The sequence below is a fragment of the Arthrobacter sp. Soil764 genome (genome assembly GCF_001428075.1).
GTDB lineage: Bacteria > Actinomycetota > Actinomycetes > Actinomycetales > Micrococcaceae > Arthrobacter.
Genome location: NZ_LMSI01000001.1, coordinates 472,346 through 493,320 on the forward strand (window position 1 = coordinate 472,346; position 20,975 = coordinate 493,320).

Below are 20,975 nucleotides of genomic sequence, written 5' to 3' on the forward strand. Positions count from 1 at the left end.
CGGGTCTTGGTTCCGGTGATTCAGGGCGCCGCATGCCGGCCCACCCATTCAATGAGCGGACGGAGCTGCCGCCACCTGCCTGCGATTTCCTCCGCGGCTGCTTCCGTGCAAATCCACTCCGCCCGGCCCAGGTGGGACCCGCTGTACAGGGTCTTGTACTTGAGGAGTTCTGCCCGTGGATGCTCCCTGTCGAAGCCGCGGGGAACGGTCTTGAGTTTCTCCCCGTCAATACTGAAGCCGGCCGCAGCAATGGCGTCCACAATCTCCTGCAGCGCGGCGCCGCTTCCCGAGGCATCGGCCGCAGCCCGGAACCTGGCCAGTTGCGCCGGCGTATGGGAGCGGTAGCCGCCTCCCACCAGCAGCCCGTCCGCACTGACCTGCAGGTAGTAGCCCACGCCTTCCTGCCGGGTGGCGAAGGCGCCCTGTGCCGTTTTGTAGGGTGACTTGTCCTGCGAGAAGCGGACGTCACGGTAGGGGCGGAACAGCCTGGCAGGGCCAAACTCGGGCTCAAGCTGCGCGAGGAGCAGGGCCAGGGGTTCCCTGACTGCCCTGTCATAGGTGTCCTTGTGCGCAAGCCACCACTCGCGGTTGTTGTTGTCCTCCAGTTCCTCATAGAACCGGAAGGCTTCCGGGGGAATGCCTGAAAAAGTGTCCATGAACGGAGCCTAGGACGGGCGCGGAGAGCGGGACAGGGGCCCAGGGCCGTATGTGCAAAAAGACAGTGTGTGCAAAAAGTGCCGGGACCGAAAAAACCACCCCGCTACGGAAACCGTGGCGGGGTGGTCTTTCAGTTCAAGCGGCAGGGTCAGCCGATCTTGTTGGCGGCCTCTGCGTCGGAGGTCGGTGCGGACGGAGCAGCGACCGCACCAAGGTTGGCGCGCAGCTTGGCGCCCAGTTCGGCGTCGACGTTGGTCCAGTACTGGATGGCGCGTTCCTTGATGTCGGAGCGCTTCACGCCGCCCACGGCGCCGGTGATGGTCTCCAGGAAGCGGGCCTTTTCACCCTCGTTGTAGACCTCGCGGTACAGCGCGCCGGCCTGGACGAAGTCGCCGTCCTCGGCGTGGAGGGAGTGCGCGGCAAGGGTCAGCTCGCCGTCGTTCTCCCAGCCGCCGGCGGTGTTCTGCGGCTCGACTGCGGCCGGGCCGCCGAAGGTGTTGGGGGCGTAGACCGGAACGGAGGGGGCATTGAACAGGAAGCGTCCCTGGCCGTCCTGGCTGTAGTTGTTGACCTGGTTCCTGGGCTGGTTCACCGGGATCTGCGCGTGGTTGGTCCCCACGCGGTAGCGGTGTGCGTCCGCGTAGGAGAAGATGCGGGCCTGCAGCATCTTGTCCGGCGAGGCTGCGATGCCGGGCACGAAATTCGACGGCGCGAACGTGGCCTGTTCGATCTGCGCGAAGTAGTTCTCCGGGTTCTTGTTCAGCTCCATGGTGCCCACGTTGATCAGGGGGTAGTCCGCGTGCGGCCACACCTTGGTCAGGTCGAACGGGTTGAAGCGGTAGGTCTTGGCGTCCTCGTACGGCATGACCTGGACATGCAGGTCCCACGACGGGAAGTTGCCGGCTTCGATGTTCTCGGACAGGTCGCGGATATAGAAGTCCGCGTCGGATCCGGCAAGCTGTTCGGCCTGTTCGGAGCTCATGGAGTTCACGCCCTGATTGGACTTGAAGTGGTACTTGACCCAGAAGCGCTCGCCCTCGGCGTTGATCCACTGGTAGGTGTGCGAGCCGTAGCCCTGCATTTCACGCCAGGAGGCGGGCAGGCCGCGGTCACCCATCAGCCAGGTGACCTGGTGGGCGGACTCGGGGGACAGGGTCCAGAAGTCCCACTGCATGTCCGCGTCGCGCAGGTGCGTGCCCGGCAGGCGCTTCTGGGAGTGGATGAAGTCCGGGAACTTGATGCCGTCGCGGATGAAGAAGACGGGGGTGTTGTTGCCCACGAGGTCGTAGTTGCCCTCGGAGGTGTAGAACTTCACGGCGAACCCGCGGGGATCACGCCAGGTGTCCGGGGAGCCGTTCTCGCCGGCCACGGAGGAGAAGCGGATCAGCATGTCGGTCTCGACGCCAGGCTGCAGGAACGCGGCCTTGGTGTACTTGGAGATGTCCTCGGTGGTCTTGAACGTGCCGAATGCACCGCCGCCCTTGGCGTGCACTACGCGCTCCGGAACCCGCTCGCGGTTGAACTGGGCGAGCTTCTCAACGAGGTAGTGGTCGGTCAGGATGATGGCACCATCGGCACCAACTGACTTCGAGTGAGCGTCGGATGTAACCGGCGCACCTGACTGGGTTGTGGAAACGGCAGTCATTGTTCTCCTATTTCTCTTTTTCTTGCGAGGGACTGTGGGAAGGAAGTTTCTGGGCCTGCTGGCAGTCCTGGCAGATGCCCTGGTACATGACATCCGCGATCTGGATGGTCATGGGCTTGGCGTCCGGGTTCCAGTGGGGCGTGAGGCAGGGGGCGTGTCCGACGGCGCAGTCCACGTCCTCCACGCGTCCGCAGCTGATGCAGATGGCGTGGTGGTGGTTGTCGCCCACGCGCGTTTCATACAGGGCGGGGGAGTGCGGCGGTTCGAAGCGGCGCAGCATGTGCAGGTCCGTCAGGTCGCCGAGGACAACGTAGACGGACTGGGCCGTCAGTTCCGGCAGTTCGGCCCGGGCGGCGGCAAGGATGCTTTCGGCAGGGGAGTGCGGGTGGCGTTCGACGGCGGCCAGCACAGCCAGCCGCTGCTTGGTCACCCTGCGGCCGTGGGCGCGCAGGGCTGCAGCCCACGCTTCCTGGCCGTCAAAGTGCTCCGTCATGGCTCCATTGAAACACTTATTTTTAGCAACTCACAATAAGGCGCGGCTTACCTCATCGTGTCGGCCATTACTGTTACGGAGTGGGGAAATTACTTGCCGATGTCACACCGCTCAGGGAAAGCCCCGCATTCCGCCGGCTGTGGCTCGGATCGGCAGTGTCCGCCGTCGGCAGCCAACTCACCCTGGTGGCCGTAAGCCTCGAGGTCTACCGGCTGACGCAGGACAGCTTCTATGTGGGCCTGCTCGGCATCTTCGCACTGGTTCCCCTGGTCATCGGGGGATTGATGGGCGGCTCCATCGCCGACGCCCACGACCGCAGGCGCATTGCCCTGCTGGCCACCACCGTGCTGTGGCTGACCACCGGCCTGATCGCCCTGCAGGCCTGGGCGCAGCTGGGCAACGTGTGGCTGCTGTACCTGCTGGTGGCGCTGCAAAGCGGGGCCCAGGCCATCAACCAGCCGGCCCGCAGCGCCATCATCCCCATGCTCATCCGCAAGGAACTCCTGCCGGCCGCCAACGCGCTGAGCATGCTGTCCCTGGGCCTTGCCATGACGGCAGGGCCGCTGCTGGCAGGCCTGCTGGTGGCGTGGCTCGGATTCGGCTGGACCTACACCATCGACTTCGTAAGCTTCGCCTTCGTCCTGTGGGCGGTCTACCGGCTGCCGCCCATGGCTCCCACCGGGGGCCACAGGAAGGCGGGGATCCGCTCCGTCATAGAGGGTTTCCGGTTCCTCGGCACCCGCCCCAACCTGCGCATGACCTTCATCATCGACCTCGTGGCCATGATCCTTGCCCAGCCTCGGGCGCTGCTGCCCGCCGTCGCGGCCCTCATGATCGGCGGCGGCGAGGCAACTGTGGGCATCCTGCTGGCCTGCACCGCCGTCGGCGCGTTCCTGGCCGGCCTGTTCTCCGGGCCGCTGGGCAGCGTGCGCCGCCAAGGGACCGCCGTCGTGGTTTCCGTGATGGGCTGGGGCGCCTCCATCGGGGCCTTCGGCCTGGTGGTGCTGCTGGCCGGCCCCGCGCCGGGAGGAGCGGTGACGCTGTGGCTCCTGCCCGCGGCCATCTGCTGCGCCCTGGCCGGCATCGCCGACTCCATCAGCAGCGTCTTCCGCAACACCATCCTGCAGGCCGCAGCCCCGGACCACCTCCGCGGACGGCTGCAGGGCGTGTTCATCGTGGTGGTGGCCGGCGGCCCCCGGATCGGGGACCTGCTGGCCGGCGGCGCCACCAGGATTCTAAATGAGGGCTGGGTCCTGCTGATGGGTGGAGTACTGTGCATCGCAGGGGCGTGGCTGGCGGCGAAACTGCAGCCGGGATTCCGGGCGTACGATGCGAGGAACCCGGTACCTTAGCGGGCCGTTCCCTTATTGAGGAGGAAACGTGCACAAACACCACAACGGACTGAAGACCGCAGCACTGTTCGGGGTGCTGTGGGCGGTGCTGCTGGGCCTCGGCGGGCTCATCGGGGTGGGCACCCGCAGTTCCGCACCCATCTGGATCATGGCCCTGATCGGCGTCGGCACCACCTTCTACGGCTACTGGAACAGCGACAAGATTGCCATCAGGTCCATGCAGGCCTTCCCGGTGTCCGAAGCCCAGGCGCCACAGCTCTACCAGATTGTCCGCGAGCTTTCGATGCGCGCCAACCAGCCCATGCCGCGCATCTATGTGTCGCCCACCATGAACCCCAACGCGTTCGCCACCGGCCGCAACCCGCAAAACGCAGCCGTTTGCTGCACCGAGGGCATCCTGCAGCTCCTGGACACCCGCGAGCTCCGCGGCGTCCTGGGGCACGAACTCATGCACGTCTATAACAGGGACATCCTCACCTCGTCCGTGGCTGCCGCCGTCGCCGGCGTGATCACCTCGGTGGGGCAGATGCTGCTGTTCTTCGGCGGCGGTGACCGGCGCAACGCCAACCCCCTGGCCATGATCGCCATGGCCCTGCTGGCCCCGTTCGCGGCGTCGCTGATCCAGATGGCCATCTCCCGCACCAGGGAGTACGACGCCGACGAGGACGGTTCGCAGCTCACCGGCGATCCGCTGGCGCTCGCCTCAGCCCTGGCCAAGATTGAGCGCGGCGTCAGCATTGCGCCGCTGCCGCATGACCAGCGGCTGGTCAACGCCTCGCACCTAATGATCGCCAACCCGTTCCGCGGCGGTGCCATGAACAAGCTGTTCGCCACCCACCCGCCCATGCGGGACCGGATCGCCCGGCTGGAACGGCTGGCCGGCCGGCAGCCGTAGCAATCCAGGGCGCACGCCCTAGGTGAAGAGGCCTTCGCCGATGTAGCCGCCCGGCTTCACCCCGCCGGGGACGGCGAAGAGACCCGAGCCGGTGTGCTTCAGGTACTCGACGGCCAGCGTGTCGCCTTTCGCCATGGCCAGCTGCATGGGGACGTAATGCGTCCGAGGATCGGTGACGAAAGCGATGAAGAACAGCCCGGCGTCGAGATGGCCAACGCCGTCCGAACCATCCGTGTAGTTGTAGCCCCGGCGCAGCATCTGCACGCCGTTGTTGTGGCTGGGGKGGGCCATCCGGACATGCGAGTCCAGCGGAATGAGGGGTTTGCCGCCCCTGCCCTGCCGGTTAAAGTCGGGGCTTGTGAACTCCTCGCCGCCGGACAGCGGGGCTCCCGTGCCCTTGGTCCGGCCCACCAGTGCCTCCTGCTCGCCCAGTGAGGTGCGGTCCCAGATTTCGATGTGCATCCGGATCCGGCGGGCCACCAGGTAGCTGCCGCCGGCCATCCAGGCGTCCTGGGGCCGCGCGGCCTGGGCCCACACGTGCTGGTCCAGCAGTTGCTCATCCTCGACCTTGAGGTTGTTGGTGCCGTCCTTGAAGCCGAACAGGTTCCGCGGGGTCTGCTGCGCTCGGGAGGTGGATGATGTCCGGCCGAAGCCCAGCTGTGACCAGCGGACCCGCACCTTCCCGAACCCGATCCTGGCCAGGTTCCGGATGGCGTGCACCGCCACCTGCGGGTCATCCGCGCAGGCCTGGACCACAAGGTCACCGCCGCTGCGCCCGGGGTCCAGGTCATCGCCGGGAAAATGCGGCAGGTCGATCAGCGCCTCGGGCCGGCGGCCGGCCAGGCCGAAACGGGCCGCACCGTCCTTTTCGAAGAGGGCCGCCCCGAAACCGAAGGTCAGGGTCAGCTTTCCGGCATCCAGGTCCAGCGCCTCCCCGGTGTCTTCCGGCGGCGCGCCGTACGGCCCGTCCAAGGCACCCGTTGCCCCGGCCGGACGGCCCTGCGTCAGGGCTTCCGCAGCCTCGGTCCAGTCCTTGAGCAGCTGGATCAGTTCGTCCCGCTTGGTGGTGGTGACGTCGAACGCTGCCATGTGCAGGCGGTCCTGGGCAGCCGTGGTGATGCCTGCCTGGTGGTCGCCGTGGAAGGGGACCACCAGGGTGTCTGCAGCCGCGGGCGCGGCGGAGGCGGCCACGGCGTCGTGGCCCAGGAAGCCGGCAGCCAGGCCGGCGGCGGCGCCGCCCAATCCGGCGATGCCAAACAGGCCGCGCCTGCTCAGGCGCGCTCCCGCCGTCGGCTGTTCCCTGTCCCTGCCATCAAGCGGCGGGTCAGTGGAAACGGCGGATCCGGCCGCCCGGGAGGCTTCGGGCGGCCGGCCACCAAACGGGCACCCGGTCACAGGACCACGGCCGCCGTCAGCCGGGACAGCGGTTCCCCGAGCGCGTCCACCAGTGACGCGAGCCGCTGGACCTGTTCGGTGGCCAGCTTGTCGTAGGAGGTGAAACCGGAGCCCTGGGCATGGGTGGCAAGCTCGTCCTGCAGGGCGGCGAACTTCTCCTCCAGGGAGGCGGCCAAGGCAGCGTCCTTCTGCTGGAGGGCGGGCTTGAGGTTCTCAAAGGCGATGCGGGCGCCGTCCACGTTCGCCTGGAAGTCCCAGAGGTCGGTGTGGGACCAGATTTCCTCTTCCCCGGTCACCTTTCCCGTGGCCACCTCGTCCAGCAGTTCCTTTGCGCCGTTGCCCAGCGCGTCCGCGGTGAACTCCAGGGTCTTGGTGCGCTCCACCAGGTCCTTGGTGTCGGCCACCATGCGGTCGGCGATGCCGGACCGTTCGGCCGCAGTCATGGCGGTGTACTCCGCCGGCGGGAAGAGGTCCTTTTCGGCGCGGTGCCAGCCGGTCCATTTCTGGCCCGGTTCAAGGTCTGCCTCGCGGGCGTCGAGCTGCGGGTCCAGGTCCCCGAAGGACTCTGCCACGGGCTCAATCCGTTCCCAGTGCTGGCGCGTTGCGGCGTACAGGTCACGGGCCTGCGCGGTGTCGCCTGCCGCGAAAGCCGCGGCAAACTTCTCCGTGCCGCTGAGCAGCTGCTCGCTTTGGTCCTTCACATAGGACGCGTACTGGGCGGTGGCAGTGTCCAGGAGATGCTGGAAGTCCGCGTCTGCCGTGGGCTGGTTTCCGGACTGGGTGACCTCCAGGGCGCCCCTGATGCCGTCGCCCTCCATGCCGGGCTTGCACGCCGTGGTGTAGGTGCCGGCCGGGGCGGTGACCACCAAATTGCGGGTCAGGCCCGGGCCGATGTTCTCCACCTCGCCCAGGATGCGCAGGCCGTCCGACGCCAGGAGGTAGAACTCCGTGACTTCCGTGCCCTCATTCTTTACCGAGAAGTTGAGGTTGCCGCTGGGCACGCGGCCGGTGGACACCTTGCACGCAGTGTTGGAGCTGACAACCTCGATGGCTCCTCCCGAGGTATCTGCCGCCTTGGTGTTGTCCGTGCAGCCGGCAAGGAGCAGCGGGACGGCCACGACGGCGGCAGCGAGGCCGGCGGGCCTGTTTCGGAAAGCGTGGCGGGGTTTTTGGGGCAGGGAAAAGCCGGGCATGGGGAAGTCCTTTGAGTGCGGGGCGGGGATGAGGGGGTCAGACGGCCGCTGCGGCCTTGACGGCAGCTTTGGTGCCGGAAGCGGCGGGGCCGGCTGGGGCTTTGCGGTTGATGCGCAGGTAGAGGAACAGCACGGGCGCCACGTAGAGGAGCCACGCGGCAGCTTCCAGCCAGGTGGTGGCAGGGGAGAAATTCAGGGTGCCCTTGAGCAGGGTGCCGTACCAGGACGACGGCGGGACCGCGCCGCTGATATCGAACGCCAGGGAGTGCAGCCCCGGAAGGAGACGGGCCTCCTGGAGATCGTGGATGCCGTAGGACAGGACGCCGCCGGCGATGACGATCAGGGCCGCGCCCGTCCAGGTAAAGAAGCGGGAGAGGTTGACCTTGAGGACGCCCCGGTGCAGCAGGTAGCCCAGGCCGGCGGCAACTGCCAGGCCCAGCAGGGCGCCGACCAGCGGCTGGGTGGATTCGCCGGTGGCCTTGGCCGCAGCCCAGAGGAAGAGCGCTGTTTCCAGTCCTTCACGTCCCACGGCAATGGCGGCCACCACGGCCAGGCCCCAGCCCGCTCCGCCCACGGACCTGTCAACGCGTGATTTTAGGTCGCTTCCCAGGGTCCGGGCGGTGCGTGCCATCCAGAAGACCATCCAGGTCACCAGGCCGACGGCGACGATGGACAGGCCTCCGCCAATCGCCTCCTGCGCCTCAAAGGTCAGCCCCTTGGGGCCGAAGGTCAGGAGGGCACCAAAACCAACGGAGACCACCACTGCCGCCGCAACGCCCGCCCACAGCCGGGGGAGGAGGTGGTGGCGGTCCGTCTTGGCCAGGTAGGCCATGAGAAGGACTACCACCAGGGTGGCTTCGAGTCCTTCGCGCAGGCCGATGAGGAAGTTGGCAGTCATGGATGTTCTTTCGCTCAGGTAAGCCTTACTTAGGCAGGCCTAAGGAAGAGGTTACCCGCCGCGCGCTATTACGCAAACTAAACGTGCGGTAATTGCGTGCAGGTTACAGGGCCGCCTTTGCGCGTCCATGATTGGCCGCGATACGCAAAAGGCTGGCGCACCCCATGTGTGGGGCGCGCCAGCCTGTAACTGCAGCGAAAAGCACTTTGGGTGCCGAAGATGGCGGCGGTGGAAGGCTAACTGCGGAAGTTCACAAACTGCAGATCGGCTTCCTCGAAGTCCTTCAGCAGCGCCATCACAGCCTGCAGGTCATCACGGGACTTGGAGGAAACCCGCAGTTCATCACCCTGGATTTGGGACTTCACGGACTTGGGGCCCTCGTCGCGGATGAGCTTGTTGATCTTCTTTGCCAGGTCCTGGGCGATGCCTTCCTTAATGGATGCCTCCAGGCGGAACTCCTTGCCCGAAGCGTACGGCTCGCCGGCGTCCAGGGACTTCAGCGAAATTCCGCGGCGGATCAGTTTGGACTGCAGCACGTCCAGGACCGCCAGGACGCGCTCCTCGGAGTTGGCCTTCATGAGGATCTTCTCGCCGCTGAAGTCCACCTCGGCGCCGACGCCCTTGAAGTCGTAGCGCTGGGCGAGTTCCTTCTGGGCCTGGTTGAGGGCGTTGGCCACTTCCTGCTTGTCCACTTTGCTTACGACGTCGAACGTTGACTCGCCTGCCATGACTCTCCTTTGTTGATGGGAGCCCTGTGCGGGGACAGGGCCTGGATCACTGCCATCCAGCCTAGTACGGATGCCCCGGGGGATGGGGCCGCGCATTCACAGTTCCCTCTCAGCGGACGCATCGGCGGAATGAAGGAGCGCCGGCGAGAGTTGGAGTAGATGTACCGCAGCCTGAAGGGAACACCATGCACCGCAAAGCCGCCCGCTACGTCACCCGGACCACCACGGCAGCAGCCGGGGCGGTGGCCACCGCGGCAACCTCGGTGGCGGCGGCAGCAGTGGCCGCCTCCATCATCTTCAGCCCCGCGGCGGATGCGTCCTCCCGCATGGACGGGGTGCGGGCGGACCTGCAGCGGGCGGTGCAACTTAATCAGATCACCGAGGAGCAGGCGCTGAGCTTCGAGGCCAAGCTCGCTGGACGCATCCTGGGCGAGGCGTAAACCCGCCGTTTTTCCGTGCCGTTCCACGGCTTTTGCGGCAGCCCAGGGCCCGATTCGATTCTTCGGCGGAAGTTCTGTAAAGTTGTCTTGCCCGCGGTTACTGAAGCGGAACGGACCGGAAACGGACCCTTTCGAACACTGCATCGGCGGGTACTTCTTTTGAAGTTCGGCAGATTACCCGAGCGGCCAAAGGGGGCTGACTGTAAATCAGCTGGCAACGCCTACGGGGGTTCGAATCCCTCATCTGCCACCCAAGGAAAGCCTCCGGAACCACCAGGTTCCGGAGGCTTTTTCGTGCCCTTTCCACTGTCTCCGCGCCGGCTGCGGAGGCCGCCTGCAAACGGTGCCAAACCGCCGTCGACACCGTGTTGGTGCGGGCGTAGTCTGGCAGAATCGGCGCACCTGCCTCGATGCCCTGCGTCGATAATTCCATCGATGAAGGAGGATTCAATGAGTGCTGTACGCGAATTCATGACCACGGATGCGCGATGTATCCGTGAAAGCGAGTCCCTTGTGGACGCCGCCCGGATGATGATGGACCTCGACTGCGGCGCCCTTCCCATCTGCGGGGATGACGGCAAGTTGAAGGGCATGATCACCGACCGCGACATTGTGCTCAAGTGCGTCGCTGCCGGCCGTGACCCGGGCCAGATGATGGCCCGCGACCTCGCCACCGGCAAGCCGTACTGCGTCGACGCCGACGCCAATGTGGATGCAGCCATCGACATGATGGAAAAGCACCAGATCCGCCGGCTCCCGGTGATCTCCGACCACAAGCTCGTTGGCATCATCAGCCAGGGCGACATCGCACGCAACTACTCCGAACAGCGCGTTGGCGAACTGGTGGAACACATCTCGGAGCGCCACGGGGTGTAGCCCCCGCAGCGCAGCATGGCCTTGTCCGCAGGTCCACCCCTTCAGGGTCCGGACCCGCGGACAAGCTTTGTAAACATCAGCTCACTGCGTTCAGTTCAGTGCGATCAGGAGCATCTGGCTTGTGCCGGGGATGCAGGTCTGCAGGATGGCCCGGGGGAAACCGCCGAAGACCGAAATCACGTCGTTGGTGGTTCCGGGATTGGGGACCGTCCCGCGCCCCGTCACCGTGAAGGTTCCATAGCCCGGGATGCTGACCGTCTCTCCCACGCCGATTCCGGAGAACCTGGCCCACCCGCCGCAGAAATCGTGCTCCGTGATGAAGAGCGAGTAGCCGTCGTTGGGCGTGTAGTGGATGGGCCCGATGCACGCGTCAACCATGGACTGGCCGCCGGAGCCTGCAACGTAAATGGTCCGGACTGCAGGTGCTGCGGGCACGAAAACCGGTGCCGGTGCCGGTGCTGCAGCGGGAGCCGGAGCGGGTGCAGCGGCGTCAGGGGCAGGCGCCGGAGCCGGAGCCGGCGCAGGTGCGGCCACTGCTACGGGCGGGCCGGTCAGCAGGAGCGTCTGGCCAGGGTAGATGGTGCTGTAGGCGCTGAGCCCATTGGCGGCGAGCATGGCGTTCATGTCCACGCCACGGCTGGCCGCAATCGCCCCCACCGTGTCGCCGGGGGCCACCGTGTACAGGTTGGGGTCACCGCCGGGTTCGGGAATGGGCGCTGGTTCCGGTGCCGGTGCCGGTGCCGGTGCTGGTTCAGCTGGGGCCGGCGCTGCCTCGGCGGCCTGCGCAGCAGCCTGTGCTGCCACCGCCGATACCGCACCTGGATCAGCGGACGCCCCGGGGTCTGTTGCTGGTTCGGCTGCGGCGCTTGGCGACGCCGGTGCGGCGACTTCTGCCACCTGTGCAGCCGCCGTCGTGCCTCCTGTGAAAGCAGCCGGTGCGGCCAGTGCGCCCACGCCCACTGCGGCCACAACGGCCGCCGTGGCCATTCCGGCCCATAACCTGTTGCTGATAAGAGGCCGGCCGGTGTTGAGGTCGGTCCGGGGTTCGTCGGTGGCGAAGCTCCTGCTGATGCCGTCGGGGGAGGGGTGGAAAGGCTGGCTCATGGAATTGGCCCATCTGGGTTCGGTCCAGCCAGGCTGTGCTGCTGCACGCCGGTGCGCCGGACGGATGGAGAAGTCATTGCACCGCCGGCCCCGGCAGTTGCCGGAGCCGCAGGCGGCACAGGTTGGAGGCATCCGCATACCCAGAACATGCGGAGCTCCGCGTGAAGGCAGGAACTTCCGGAAGCCACCCGGGGGACCTGCCAGTGCGTGTTGGTCCTAGGAATCCCGAGTCTAGGAACCGCCCCAAGGGCGGGGCATCAGTAGGAGTTACCCGAGTTTCCGGGGCCGGTACCCGTCTGTGGCGGCGAAGCTACTCATCCGCCGGAGCTCCAATACTTGCTGCTACAGCGTCCGGTGCTCCCGTAGCTCCGCGATCTCCCGGCGCAATGCGGCAATCTCGGCCACCAGTTCGGTCACTTCAACCCGCAGGGGCTCCTCCACGGCCTCTGCCACAGTTTCCGCCGTGTCCTCAACGCGCTGGACCAGCCAGGAGGCAATGGAAGCCGTCACCACGCCCAGCACGGCGATGCCGCTCATCATCAGCGCCGTCGCCACCAGCCGGCCAATAGGCGTTACCGGATACATGTCCCCGTAGCCAACTGTGGTGATGGTGGCGGTGGCCCACCACAGGGCGTCGCCGAAAGTGGTGATTTTGGCCTCCGGCGCCCACTGTTCAACGTCCAGCACCGCCAGCGCGCCGACGAAGACCAGCAGCGCAGCGGAGCCCGCCACATACGTGACCACCCGTCCGCGCAGCGTTTCGCCAACGGTCCGGTGCAGCACTGACAACAACGTCACCAGGCGCAGCAGGCGCAGCGGCCGGAAGAAGGGCAGGGCCACGATCACCAACTCGTGCAAATTCCGGACGAACCACTGCCTTCGGTCTGCTGCCAGCCACAGGTTTGCCGCATAGTCCAGGACGAACACGCACCAGGTCACCCACATGATGGCCTCGAGCCAGTCAGCTCCACTGCCCTCAATCCGGCCGATGACCTGCCAGGCATACGCGCCGAGGAACACCAGTGCCGTCGCCATCAGGGGCCACTCCGCCAGGGCCCGGTAGCGTTGCTGCGTCATGCGGAAAATCCTACGGGGATAGCCGGCAGCACAGCATGCAGAAGAATGTTACCGGCGGGTAACATGAGGGCATGCACCTGCTCCTGAGAACACTGCTCATGCTCGTCCGTTCCGCGCGGCGTCCGCCGCTGACCGTCTGGGACCCGTCATCCCTGCCGCTGCGGGTCCTGCCCACGGACATCGACATTGCCATGCACGTCAACAACGGCATGTACCTGTCCCTGATGGACCTGGGCCGGTTCGACCTCATGGTGCGCAGCGGCGTCTGGACGCGGATGCGCCGCCGCGGCTGGACCCCGGTGGTGTCGGCGGAAACCATCTCCTTCCGCAAATCGCTGCAGCTCTGGCAGCACTACACCATCGAGACCCGCATCATCGGGCTGGACACCAAGGCGATCTTCTTTGAACAGCGCATGGTGGCCGACGGCGAGATTTACGCACGTGCCTACATCGCCACCCGCCTGGTGACCAAGGCCGGCCCGGTCAGCCAGGAGGACATCATGGCCGAGTTCGGGACCCCGCCGGCGGACCTGGTGCTCCCCGAATGGATCCACGAATGGCGCGCCTCCAGCGCCCTCCCCGGCAGCCGCACCCCGGCCCCGCACCTGTGGAATGCCAGCCGCTGAACCCGCGTGCCGGCGTCGTACGTCCCTCTATTCCCGATGACGCGGGGAGCGAACACGGGCGACAGCCGCGGCCGTGGCGCGTAGCGTAGACACATGGCTACCCTCGACATCACAGGTGAACAGTTCGCATCCACGATCGAAGGCAACGATATTGTCCTGGTCGATTTCTGGGCAGAATGGTGCGGCCCCTGCAAGCAGTTCGGCCCCACATACTCAGCAGTTTCCGAGAAGCACCCCGACGTCCTCTTCACCAAGGTGGACACCGAAGCCGAGCAGCAGCTCGCGGCGGAGGCAGGCATCACCTCCATCCCCACCCTGATGGCGTTCCGCGAAAAGGTGCTGGTGTTCTCGCAGCCCGGCGCGCTGAACGCCCAGCAGCTGGAACAGGTGGTGGACGCGGTGAAGGCACTGGACATGGAAGAGGTGCACGCCCATGTGGCCCGCCAGCGTGAGGAAGCGGCCGCCGCGGCCGGCAAGCCTGCCGGCCAGAGCGGCCCGCAGGACGGCACGCAGATCCCCGATTTCTAAGACCCGGTATTAAACAGGAATGCGGGACCTCCCTCTGGAGGTCCCGCATTCTTTGCGTTCAGGGCTGCGTCAGACGCGTTCCACCTTGACCGGTTCGGCCAGCAGCGCGCTCAGCGACTCGTTCAGGTCCTGCACGGCGGTGCCCTTGGAGTGCTTGTCCAGGTCTGCCTCGGACGCCCACTGCTCGGTCAGGACCAGCTTTTCCTCCGTGGCCTCGGTCAGCTCGTAACGGATGCAGCCTTGCTCGTTCACCACCTCATCGATCGCGATTTCCAGGGCCAGCTTGACGCGAAAGAACTCGCCGTCGTTGGGGATGAACGTTGCTATCAGATCAATCGGTGCACTCATGGATTTCACAATACCGGGGCTGCGGGGCCGCCCTGTTGTGTTGCGGCCGTTTCCCCCGCCTGTCCTCCTTCTCCTGCCGGGATCCTGTTGGTAGCGTGCCATCATGCGTGCTTACACAGCCGGGGACACTGACGTCCCGCTCCTGGAGGAAACCATTGGCGCGAACTTTGAGCGCGTGGCCGCGCAGTTCCCCCTCCATGACGCCCTCATTGAGGCCGCTCCGGTGCCGGGCGCCGATGCCCGCCGCTGGAGCTACACCAAGATGAACGACGACGTCGACCGGCTGGCGCGTGCGCTCCTCGCCTTGGGCATCGGCAAGGGGGAGCGGGTGGGCATCTGGAGTCCCAACTGCGCCGAATGGACGCTGCTGCAGTACGCCACCGCCAAGGCCGGCGCCATCCTGGTCAACGTCAACCCGGCCTACCGAAGCCACGAACTCGAATTCGTGGTCAAGCAGAACGGCATGCGCATGCTGTTCACGGCGCCGACGGACGCCAACAGCGACTACGTGGCCATGGCACGCCAGGCCCTGCTGACGTGCCCGGACCTGCGGGAGCTGGTGTTCCTCCCGGACCACGGGCTGGACGGGCTGACGGCCGGAAGCCCCCAAAGCGGCGCCGAACTCACGTACGCCGAACTGCTCAGGCGCGCGGACGACGTCGGCCATGCTGCCCTGAAGGCCCGCATGGCCGAACTCCATCCGCATGATCCCATCAACCTGCAGTACACGTCCGGCACTACGGGATTTCCCAAAGGTGCCACGCTTACGCACCACAACATCCTGAACAACGGCTACGCCATCGGCGAGCTGCTGGGGTACACCGAGCGGGACCGGGTGGTCATCCCCGTGCCGTTCTACCACTGCTTCGGGATGGTGATCGGCAACCTCAATGCCCTCAGCCACGGAGCGGCCACCATCATTCCGGGACGCGGCTTCGCGCCTGCGGCCGCGCTGGAGGCAGTGCAGGACTTCGCCGGGACCTCCCTCTATGGGGTTCCCACCATGTTCATTGCCGAGCTGGCGCTCCCGGACTTTGGCTCCTATGATCTGTCCACGCTGCGCACCGGGGTGATGGCCGGTTCGCTGTGCCCCATCGAGGTGATGAACCGGGTGATTTCGGAGATGCACATGGTGGATGTGGCCATCTGCTACGGCATGACCGAGACCTCGCCCGTCTCCACCATGACCCGCAAGGGCGACACCCTCCAGCAGCGCACCGAGACCGTGGGCAGGACCATGCCACAGCTGGAGAGCCGGATCGTGGACCCTGCCACAGGGGAGGAACTGCAGCGCGGGCAGATCGGCGAGCTCTGCACCCGCGGCTATGCCGTGATGGCAGGGTACTGGAACCAGCCGGACAAGACGGCCGAGGCGATCGACGCCGACGGGTGGATGCATACCGGCGACCTCGCCCGGATGGACGACGACGGGTACGTGGTGGTGGAGGGCCGGATCAAGGACATGGTGATCCGCGGCGGCGAGAACATCTACCCGCGCGAAATCGAGGAGTTCCTCTACACGCACCCCGATATCCAGGACGTGCAGGTGATCGGGGTCCCGGATGCCAGGTACGGCGAGGAACTGATGGCCTGCATCATCCTCAAGCCGGGTGCCGGGCCGCTGGATGCGGGGACGCTCGCGGAGTATTGCCGGGGGCGGCTGGCCCATTACAAGATCCCGCGCTACGTGGAGGTCCGCGAGAGTTTCCCGATGACGGTCTCGGGGAAGATCCGCAAGGTCCAGATGCGCGAGGAAGCAGTGGCCCGGCTGGGCCTCTAGGTGTCCAACCGGCGGCGGCCTGTGCCTGCCCGGCCTGCTCCTGTGCGGACGGCGACGACGGCCAGGACGGCGGCTACAGCCAGCGCCGCCAGGGCCAGGACCGCGCCACCTTCCCACCTGGTCAGGGATGTCAGCGATGCGGTGCGGGTGCTGCCGCCGGCACTTTCACCGGCGGGAATGTTCCATTCGTCCGGAGCGGGGAAAATTCCGGCGGGCAGCTGCTCCTGCTGGAGTTCCCGCGCGGAGGCGAGCCGCTCCCGGACTTCATCATTTGGGGCAGGCACCACCGCATCCGCTGCCACCGCTGCGGACAAATCCACAAGGTAGGGCTCGCCGTAATACGCCGACGAAGCCACAGACTCCACCCAGGTGCCGGGCGGCGGCTCCACGCCGTGGCGGGAAAAGGCGGCAAGCAGCATCTCCCGGATCTCGTCCAGGCTCTTGCCCTCGGCCTCCCGGGTGACCTCGAAGATGGCCAGCTGGAGCTGCACCTTCTCATCCGCCATGGGGTCCTTGGCGCTGGGGTCCTCTCCGGTGGGATCGACGTCCAACGGCTCCCTGCCGGCCTGGTTCCTGGTGCCTGGGTTGGAGCTCATGGGGATCCTTTCGGTCGTAGTTCAGCAGTCCGCCTGGCTGGACGCGCTTACTGGGGCCGTACCCATTGCCAACCCGGGTCATGCGTTTGTTGCAGGGGGATCCCGGGAGTTCAGTGCCCCCGGTGGTCCTGGATGGTCATCCGCGGGCCGAAGGTGGGTTTCCGGAAGCCCGTTGCCTGGATCATCCGGACCACCCGCTGCCGGTGCCCCCGCCAGGGTTCCAGCAACCGGAGCATCCCGGCGTCGTCCGTCCTGCGTCCGGTCAGCGCGGCCCCCACGTAGGCGGCGAGGTGGTAGTCGCCCACCGAAATCGAGTCCGGGCAGCCGTGGGTTCGCTGCACCACCTCTGCGGCAGTCCAAACCCCGATGCCTGGAATGGCCTGCATCATCCGGGCAGCTTCCGCCGCCGGCAGCGCCGCAAGCCGTTCCAGCGCGACGGCGGAGCGCAGCGCCCGCATAACGGTGGCCGAGCGCTGTGGTCCCACGCCCGCCTTGTGCCACTCCCAGCTGGGAACCTGCAGCCACCGGGCCGCCGTTGGGGCCACCACCAGACCTGCCGGGGTGGACGTTCCGGCCGGGGGAGCCGGGGTGCCGTAGCGGTGCACCAGGTAGCGGTATGCACGCCGTGCCTCGATGACCGTCACCTTCTGCTCCAGGATGATCGGGACCAGCTGGTCCACCATGCGGCCGCTCGAAGGCAGCCGGACCGCCAGGCTGTGCCGCCGGGCCTCCCGGACCATCCGGGGCAACGTGTCATGGAAGGACGGTTCGTCGAAACCCCGCCAGTCGTCGTCGGCCCCCAGGAGCCGGGGCGCTGCCTCCACCGCGGCCGCGGCGCCGGGGCCCCACGCCTGGATGTCCACCAGGGGCCCGCCTGCTGCGCCGCCTGCAGGGGCGAGCCGCATTGTTGCCGGGCCGGCCGGCGTCGTAAACGCATTCCAGATGACGTCGCCCTGGACGCAGAAGGAAGGATCACTGTTGCCGCGCAGGAGCGGCCCAAGGGTGCGGGAAAGGCTGTAGGGGGCCTCCGGATACCACCGCAGAGACACGTCCGCCGCGGCTGCCAGCCGGGGTGGTGCCTCTGCGATCGTCATGTCTTCCATCGTCCCACGGACCACCGACAGCGGCGCGACAACCATCCGGCAGATAAGCCAGACTTGAGCGGGAATACACCCCGGAAGCAACGGTAGAACGGCCCTAATTTCCCGCCCCGGCAAAACCTACAATCCACACGGCGGTGCGGAACCGACCGCGCCGCAACCAGGAGATGGCAGGAGCGCAGCAATGGGCGGAGTAGTGCATTTCGAGATCCCGGCGGATGACCGGGAACGGGCCAGGAAGTTTTACCAGGAAGCGCTGGACTGGCGGATAGAACCGGTGCCGGGGATGAACTACAGCATGGTCATCACCGCGGACATGGATGACAACGGCCAGCCTGTGGCTGCCGGCGCCATCAACGGCGGGATGATGGCCAGGGAGGGGCAGATCACCCACCCGGTGATCACCGTGGATGTTCCGGACATCAACGCAACGCTTGAGAGGGTAGAGCAGCTGGGCGGGTCGGTGGTCATGCCCAAGAACGAGATTCCCGGCATGGGCTTTACGGCCTATTTCAAGGATTCCGAGGGCAACGTGATGGGGCTCTGGGAGAATCTGCCGGCGGAAGGGGAATCGCGCCTGGATACCTGACTCGTGGTACAGGGGCGCTACGCCATCCCGGACACCAGCCAGAGCGCCAGGACGGCCAGCGGTACCGTCAGCAGTACGGCCACCAAACCCGCCAGGGCAAACCCGCCCCACCTGATGGGGACGTTCAGTACCCGCAGCCGCTCATGCCACAGCAGCGTGGCCAGCGAGGCCCACGGGGTCACCAGCGGACCAAGGTTCACCCCGATGAGCAGTGCCGCAAACCTGGCCGGCGATCCTGCCACCGGTTCCAGGGCAAGGTAGGCGGGGAGGTTGTTGGCGGCGTTGGCAGCGCCGGTCCCCAGCGCGGCCAGCTGCAGGAGCGCAGGCAGGCCCTCGCCGGAACCGGCTACACCCGCCAGCAGGGACGTCAGGCCATGGGCGTGCAGTGCCTCCATGAGCATGAACAGGCCCACCGTCAGCATCAGCGGCCGCCAGGGAACCATGGACCACCGCAGCACGGACGGCCGCCGGCGGAGGAAAACCGCAAGGAGGACGGCCGCGGCTGCCGCTGCCGGGTACTGCACCGGAACGCCGGACACCAGGGCAGGCAGCAGGACCAGGAGCGTGAGCGCAGCAACCTTCAGCAGCTTGGGGTCACGGACCGGATGCGCAGGCTGCGGTCCATACGTTCCGCGCAGATCCCGCCGGAACGCCAGCCACAACAGGGCGAGGGGGACCAGCAGGCCAACCAGGGCAGGGGCCCACACCAGCCCCGCAAAACCCCGTGGGCTTAACCCCAGCCGGTCCTGGGCCAGGAGGTTGGTCAGGTTGGAAACGGGAAGCAGCAGGGACGCGGTATTGGCCAGCCAGATGCTGGTCAACGCAAACGGCAGCGGCGGGATCCGGGCATGGACAGCCAGGAGGACCACCACGGGCGTCACCAGCACCGCGGTTGTGTCCAGGGACAGGAACACGGTGGACACCGTCGCCACCGCCACCACCAGGAGCCACAGCAGGAAAACCCGGCCCCGGCCCAGGGCGGCCAGCCTGTCCGTCACCACCCGGAACAGGCCGGCCTCGTCCACCAGTTCGGTGACCAGGGACATGGCCAGCACGAAGGCAAGGATGGGAATGGTCCGCGAAGCCAGTTCGCCGAAGGCGGGAAGGGGGAGTACGCCCAGGGCCAGGGCGGCCGTCCCTGCCGCCAGGACGGCGCCGGGCAGCAGGTAGCTCCGGGCGGCTTTCAGCCATGCGAACTGCTTCACCGGGCTATCCTCGCATCCCGGGCAGGGAGCGCCGCGCAGGAAGCGGTAGCTTTGTACCTATGAAGTACGCCCAGTCCATCCTGGACCTCATCGGCAATACCCCGCTCATCAAACTCAACCACGTGACCGAAGGCATCAAAGCCACTGTCCTGGTCAAACTTGAGTACCTGAACCCGGGCGGATCCATCAAGGACCGCATCGCGGCGCAGATGATTGAGGACGCCGAACGCGAGGGCAAACTGAAGCCCGGGGGCACCATCGTGGAGCCCACCTCCGGCAACACCGGAGTGGGCCTGGCCCTAGTGGCGCAGCAGAAGGGCTACAAGTGCATCTTCGTGGTCCCGGACAAGGTGGGCGAGGACAAGCGGGCCGTGCTGCAGGCGTATGGCGCGGAAGTGGTGGTCACCCCCACGTCCGTCCCGCCGGACAGCCCGCAGAGCTACTACGGTGTCTCGGACCGGATCACCCGGGAGACGCCCGGCGCCTACAAGCCGGACCAGTTCTCCAACCCGGCAGCCCCCGGCAGCCACTACAAGACCACCGGGCCGGAGATCTGGCGGGATACGGACGGCTTGGTCACGCACTGCGTCATTGGCGCCGGCACGGGCGGCACCATCACCGGCACCGGCCGGTACCTTAAGGAGGTCTCGGCGGACCGGCCGGAGTCCGACGGCGGCGTGGTCCGGATCATCGGCGCGGACCCCGCGGGCTCGGTCTACTCAGGCGGCACCGGACGGCCCTACTTCGTGGAGGGCGTCGGCGAGGACATGTGGCCGGCCAACTACGACAAGACCATCCCGGACGAAGTGATCGCCGTCAGCGACGCCGACTCCTTTGCCATGACCCGCCGCCTTGCGCGGGAAGAGGGGCTGCTGGTGGGCGGTTCCTCCGGAATGGCCGTAGTAGCCGCACTCCAGGCGGCGCGGGACCTGCCGGAAAGTGCCGTCGTCGTGGTCATCCTGCCCGACTCCGGCCGCGGCTACCTGGCCAAAATCTTCAACGACCAGTGGATGCGCTCCTACGGTTTCCTCTCCGGTGGAGAGGAAACCTCGGTGGGGGAGGTCATCAAGTCCAAGAACGGCGAACTGCCGGACCTGGTCCACATCCATCCCAACGAGTCGGTCCGGGACGTCATCAACATCATGAACGAGTTCGGCGTCAGCCACATCCCGGTGCTGTCGCAGGAACCGCCCGTGGTCATGGGCGAGGTCCTCGGTGCGGTGGACGAGCGCACGCTGACCGCCAAGCTGTTCCGCGGCGAAGCCAAGCTGACGGACAAGATCTCCGAGCACATGGGGCCCAAGCTGCCCGTCATCGGATCGCTGGAAACCATCTCCGCCGCCAGGGAACTGCTGTCCGACACCGACACCCTGATGGTCACGTTCGTGGGTGCGCCGGTTGGCATCCTCACCCGGCACGACCTGCTGGCCTACCTCAGCAACTGATTCTG

General features: G+C 66.6%; 22 protein-coding genes and 1 tRNA gene. 10 read left to right on the top strand and 13 right to left on the bottom strand.

The genetic code is table 11. The annotated features are described in order from the left end of the window. Positions 1-20: 20 nt before the first annotated feature. The 3 genes from ASG86_RS02195 to ASG86_RS02205 form a co-directional block, all read right to left on the bottom strand. Positions 21-656: a DUF2461 domain-containing protein gene (locus ASG86_RS02195; RefSeq protein ID WP_056329527.1), complete on the bottom strand. Its 636-nt coding sequence runs from the start codon at positions 654-656 to the stop codon at positions 21-23. A 149-nt stretch (positions 657-805) separates the two neighbouring features. Next, positions 806-2,302 carry a catalase gene (locus tag ASG86_RS02200; protein WP_056329529.1) on the bottom strand — a complete coding sequence of 499 codons (1,497 nt, stop codon included), beginning with the start codon at positions 2,300-2,302 and terminating at the stop codon, positions 806-808. A gap of 7 nt (positions 2,303-2,309) precedes the next feature. Then, the gene (locus tag ASG86_RS02205; protein ID WP_056329532.1) at positions 2,310-2,795 is read right to left on the bottom strand and encodes a Fur family transcriptional regulator; all 486 of its coding nucleotides are present in this window, start codon (positions 2,793-2,795) and stop codon (positions 2,310-2,312) included. A gap of 80 nt (positions 2,796-2,875) precedes the next feature. On the opposite strand from ASG86_RS02205, the gene ASG86_RS02210 reads away from it, so the two are divergent. After that, the gene (locus ASG86_RS02210) at positions 2,876-4,147 is read left to right on the top strand and encodes an MFS transporter (RefSeq protein ID WP_056329533.1); all 1,272 of its coding nucleotides are present in this window, start codon (positions 2,876-2,878) and stop codon (positions 4,145-4,147) included. A 28-nt stretch (positions 4,148-4,175) separates the two neighbouring features. Next, positions 4,176-5,042, top strand: coding sequence for a zinc metalloprotease HtpX (gene htpX, locus ASG86_RS02215; protein ID WP_056329536.1), 867 nt, complete (start codon positions 4,176-4,178; stop codon positions 5,040-5,042). Between the two features lie 18 nt (positions 5,043-5,060). On the opposite strand, the gene efeB is transcribed toward htpX, so the two are convergent. From efeB to ASG86_RS02235, 4 genes are all read right to left on the bottom strand, one after another. Next, positions 5,061-6,437 (bottom strand): iron uptake transporter deferrochelatase/peroxidase subunit, encoded by a 1,377-nt coding sequence (efeB, locus tag ASG86_RS02220; protein WP_056329538.1) that lies wholly within the window; start codon positions 6,435-6,437, stop codon positions 5,061-5,063. Next, a complete protein-coding gene (efeO, locus tag ASG86_RS02225) occupies positions 6,434-7,630 on the bottom strand; it encodes an iron uptake system protein EfeO (RefSeq protein WP_056329541.1) in 1,197 nt (398 codons plus the stop codon). The genes efeB and efeO overlap by 4 nt, the downstream gene beginning before the upstream one ends. 37 nt (positions 7,631-7,667) lie before the next feature. Beyond that, the gene (gene efeU, locus ASG86_RS02230) at positions 7,668-8,528 is read right to left on the bottom strand and encodes an iron uptake transporter permease EfeU (protein ID WP_056329544.1); all 861 of its coding nucleotides are present in this window, start codon (positions 8,526-8,528) and stop codon (positions 7,668-7,670) included. Between the two features lie 236 nt (positions 8,529-8,764). After that, positions 8,765-9,256 carry a YajQ family cyclic di-GMP-binding protein gene (locus tag ASG86_RS02235; RefSeq protein WP_056329547.1) on the bottom strand — a complete coding sequence of 164 codons (492 nt, stop codon included), beginning with the start codon at positions 9,254-9,256 and terminating at the stop codon, positions 8,765-8,767. Between the two features lie 185 nt (positions 9,257-9,441). On the opposite strand from ASG86_RS02235, the gene ASG86_RS02240 reads away from it, so the two are divergent. The 3 genes from ASG86_RS02240 to ASG86_RS02250 all read left to right on the top strand — a co-directional run bounded on the left by ASG86_RS02240 (position 9,442) and on the right by ASG86_RS02250 (position 10,572). Further along, positions 9,442-9,696 (top strand): hypothetical protein, encoded by a 255-nt coding sequence (locus tag ASG86_RS02240; protein WP_056329550.1) that lies wholly within the window; start codon positions 9,442-9,444, stop codon positions 9,694-9,696. 168 nt (positions 9,697-9,864) lie between these two features. Continuing rightward, a tRNA-Tyr gene (locus tag ASG86_RS02245) sits at positions 9,865-9,946 on the top strand. Between the two features lie 200 nt (positions 9,947-10,146). Continuing rightward, positions 10,147-10,572 (top strand): CBS domain-containing protein, encoded by a 426-nt coding sequence (locus ASG86_RS02250; protein ID WP_056329552.1) that lies wholly within the window; start codon positions 10,147-10,149, stop codon positions 10,570-10,572. 90 nt (positions 10,573-10,662) lie between these two features. Here ASG86_RS02250 and ASG86_RS02255 read toward each other — a convergent pair whose 3' ends face one another. Next, the gene (locus tag ASG86_RS02255; protein ID WP_056329555.1) at positions 10,663-11,676 is read right to left on the bottom strand and encodes a LysM peptidoglycan-binding domain-containing protein; all 1,014 of its coding nucleotides are present in this window, start codon (positions 11,674-11,676) and stop codon (positions 10,663-10,665) included. A 342-nt stretch (positions 11,677-12,018) separates the two neighbouring features. Beyond that, complete coding sequence (locus tag ASG86_RS02260) at positions 12,019-12,753, bottom strand: potassium channel family protein (protein ID WP_056329558.1); 735 nt, start codon at positions 12,751-12,753, stop codon at positions 12,019-12,021. 71 nt (positions 12,754-12,824) lie between these two features. Here ASG86_RS02260 and ASG86_RS02265 point away from each other — a divergent pair, with 71 nt between their 5' ends. Both ASG86_RS02265 and ASG86_RS02270 read left to right on the top strand, forming a co-directional pair. After that, positions 12,825-13,379 (top strand): acyl-CoA thioesterase, encoded by a 555-nt coding sequence (locus tag ASG86_RS02265; protein ID WP_056329562.1) that lies wholly within the window; start codon positions 12,825-12,827, stop codon positions 13,377-13,379. Between the two features lie 93 nt (positions 13,380-13,472). Then, on the top strand, positions 13,473-13,907 hold the full coding sequence (locus ASG86_RS02270; protein ID WP_056329565.1) for a thioredoxin family protein: 435 nt from the start codon (positions 13,473-13,475) through the stop codon (positions 13,905-13,907). 69 nt (positions 13,908-13,976) lie between these two features. On the opposite strand, the gene ASG86_RS02275 is transcribed toward ASG86_RS02270, so the two are convergent. Continuing rightward, a complete protein-coding gene (locus tag ASG86_RS02275; RefSeq protein ID WP_056329568.1) occupies positions 13,977-14,255 on the bottom strand; it encodes a putative quinol monooxygenase in 279 nt (92 codons plus the stop codon). 103 nt (positions 14,256-14,358) lie between these two features. Between ASG86_RS02275 and ASG86_RS02280 the strand changes: the two genes are divergently transcribed. Continuing rightward, positions 14,359-16,035, top strand: coding sequence for an AMP-binding protein (locus tag ASG86_RS02280; RefSeq protein WP_056329572.1), 1,677 nt, complete (start codon positions 14,359-14,361; stop codon positions 16,033-16,035). On the opposite strand, the gene ASG86_RS02285 is transcribed toward ASG86_RS02280, so the two are convergent. After that, a complete protein-coding gene (locus ASG86_RS02285; RefSeq protein ID WP_056329575.1) occupies positions 16,032-16,631 on the bottom strand; it encodes a hypothetical protein in 600 nt (199 codons plus the stop codon). The two genes, ASG86_RS02280 and ASG86_RS02285, sit on opposite strands and share 4 nt — an antisense overlap. A gap of 110 nt (positions 16,632-16,741) precedes the next feature. Continuing rightward, a complete protein-coding gene (locus ASG86_RS02290) occupies positions 16,742-17,725 on the bottom strand; it encodes a DNA-3-methyladenine glycosylase family protein (RefSeq protein WP_056329577.1) in 984 nt (327 codons plus the stop codon). Between the two features lie 190 nt (positions 17,726-17,915). Between ASG86_RS02290 and ASG86_RS02295 the strand changes: the two genes are divergently transcribed. Further along, on the top strand, positions 17,916-18,320 hold the full coding sequence (locus tag ASG86_RS02295; protein ID WP_056329580.1) for a VOC family protein: 405 nt from the start codon (positions 17,916-17,918) through the stop codon (positions 18,318-18,320). 17 nt (positions 18,321-18,337) lie between these two features. Here ASG86_RS02295 and ASG86_RS02300 read toward each other — a convergent pair whose 3' ends face one another. Continuing rightward, positions 18,338-19,525, bottom strand: a complete 1,188-nt coding sequence (locus tag ASG86_RS02300; protein WP_056329583.1) for an SLC13 family permease — start codon at positions 19,523-19,525, stop codon at positions 18,338-18,340. Positions 19,526-19,584: 59 nt separating this feature from the next. Between ASG86_RS02300 and ASG86_RS02305 the strand changes: the two genes are divergently transcribed. Continuing rightward, positions 19,585-20,970 (top strand): cystathionine beta-synthase, encoded by a 1,386-nt coding sequence (locus ASG86_RS02305; protein WP_056329585.1) that lies wholly within the window; start codon positions 19,585-19,587, stop codon positions 20,968-20,970. The last annotated feature ends 5 nt before the right edge of the window (positions 20,971-20,975 follow it).

What these genes read in the sequence shown, in the direction of transcription:
- ASG86_RS02235 (WP_056329547.1), bottom strand. Translation starts at nt 9,256, where the DNA reads ATGGCAGGCGAGTCAACGTTCGACGTCGTAAGCAAAGTGGACAAGCAG.
- ASG86_RS02290 (WP_056329577.1), bottom strand. Translation starts at nt 17,725, where the DNA reads ATGACGATCGCAGAGGCACCACCCCGGCTGGCAGCCGCGGCGGACGTG.
- ASG86_RS02250 (WP_056329552.1), top strand. Translation starts at nt 10,147, where the DNA reads ATGAGTGCTGTACGCGAATTCATGACCACGGATGCGCGATGTATCCGT.
- ASG86_RS02275 (WP_056329568.1), bottom strand. Translation starts at nt 14,255, where the DNA reads ATGAGTGCACCGATTGATCTGATAGCAACGTTCATCCCCAACGACGGC.
- ASG86_RS02200 (WP_056329529.1), bottom strand. Translation starts at nt 2,302, where the DNA reads ATGACTGCCGTTTCCACAACCCAGTCAGGTGCGCCGGTTACATCCGAC.
- ASG86_RS02205 (WP_056329532.1), bottom strand. Translation starts at nt 2,795, where the DNA reads ATGACGGAGCACTTTGACGGCCAGGAAGCGTGGGCTGCAGCCCTGCGC.
- ASG86_RS02260 (WP_056329558.1), bottom strand. Translation starts at nt 12,753, where the DNA reads ATGACGCAGCAACGCTACCGGGCCCTGGCGGAGTGGCCCCTGATGGCG.
- ASG86_RS02305 (WP_056329585.1), top strand. Translation starts at nt 19,585, where the DNA reads ATGAAGTACGCCCAGTCCATCCTGGACCTCATCGGCAATACCCCGCTC.
- efeU (WP_056329544.1), bottom strand. Translation starts at nt 8,528, where the DNA reads ATGACTGCCAACTTCCTCATCGGCCTGCGCGAAGGACTCGAAGCCACC.
- ASG86_RS02270 (WP_056329565.1), top strand. Translation starts at nt 13,473, where the DNA reads ATGGCTACCCTCGACATCACAGGTGAACAGTTCGCATCCACGATCGAA.
- ASG86_RS02195 (WP_056329527.1), bottom strand. Translation starts at nt 656, where the DNA reads ATGGACACTTTTTCAGGCATTCCCCCGGAAGCCTTCCGGTTCTATGAG.
- efeO (WP_056329541.1), bottom strand. Translation starts at nt 7,630, where the DNA reads ATGCCCGGCTTTTCCCTGCCCCAAAAACCCCGCCACGCTTTCCGAAAC.
- ASG86_RS02285 (WP_056329575.1), bottom strand. Translation starts at nt 16,631, where the DNA reads ATGAGCTCCAACCCAGGCACCAGGAACCAGGCCGGCAGGGAGCCGTTG.
- ASG86_RS02240 (WP_056329550.1), top strand. Translation starts at nt 9,442, where the DNA reads ATGCACCGCAAAGCCGCCCGCTACGTCACCCGGACCACCACGGCAGCA.
- ASG86_RS02295 (WP_056329580.1), top strand. Translation starts at nt 17,916, where the DNA reads ATGGGCGGAGTAGTGCATTTCGAGATCCCGGCGGATGACCGGGAACGG.
- ASG86_RS02280 (WP_056329572.1), top strand. Translation starts at nt 14,359, where the DNA reads ATGCGTGCTTACACAGCCGGGGACACTGACGTCCCGCTCCTGGAGGAA.
- ASG86_RS02255 (WP_056329555.1), bottom strand. Translation starts at nt 11,676, where the DNA reads ATGAGCCAGCCTTTCCACCCCTCCCCCGACGGCATCAGCAGGAGCTTC.
- ASG86_RS02265 (WP_056329562.1), top strand. Translation starts at nt 12,825, where the DNA reads ATGCACCTGCTCCTGAGAACACTGCTCATGCTCGTCCGTTCCGCGCGG.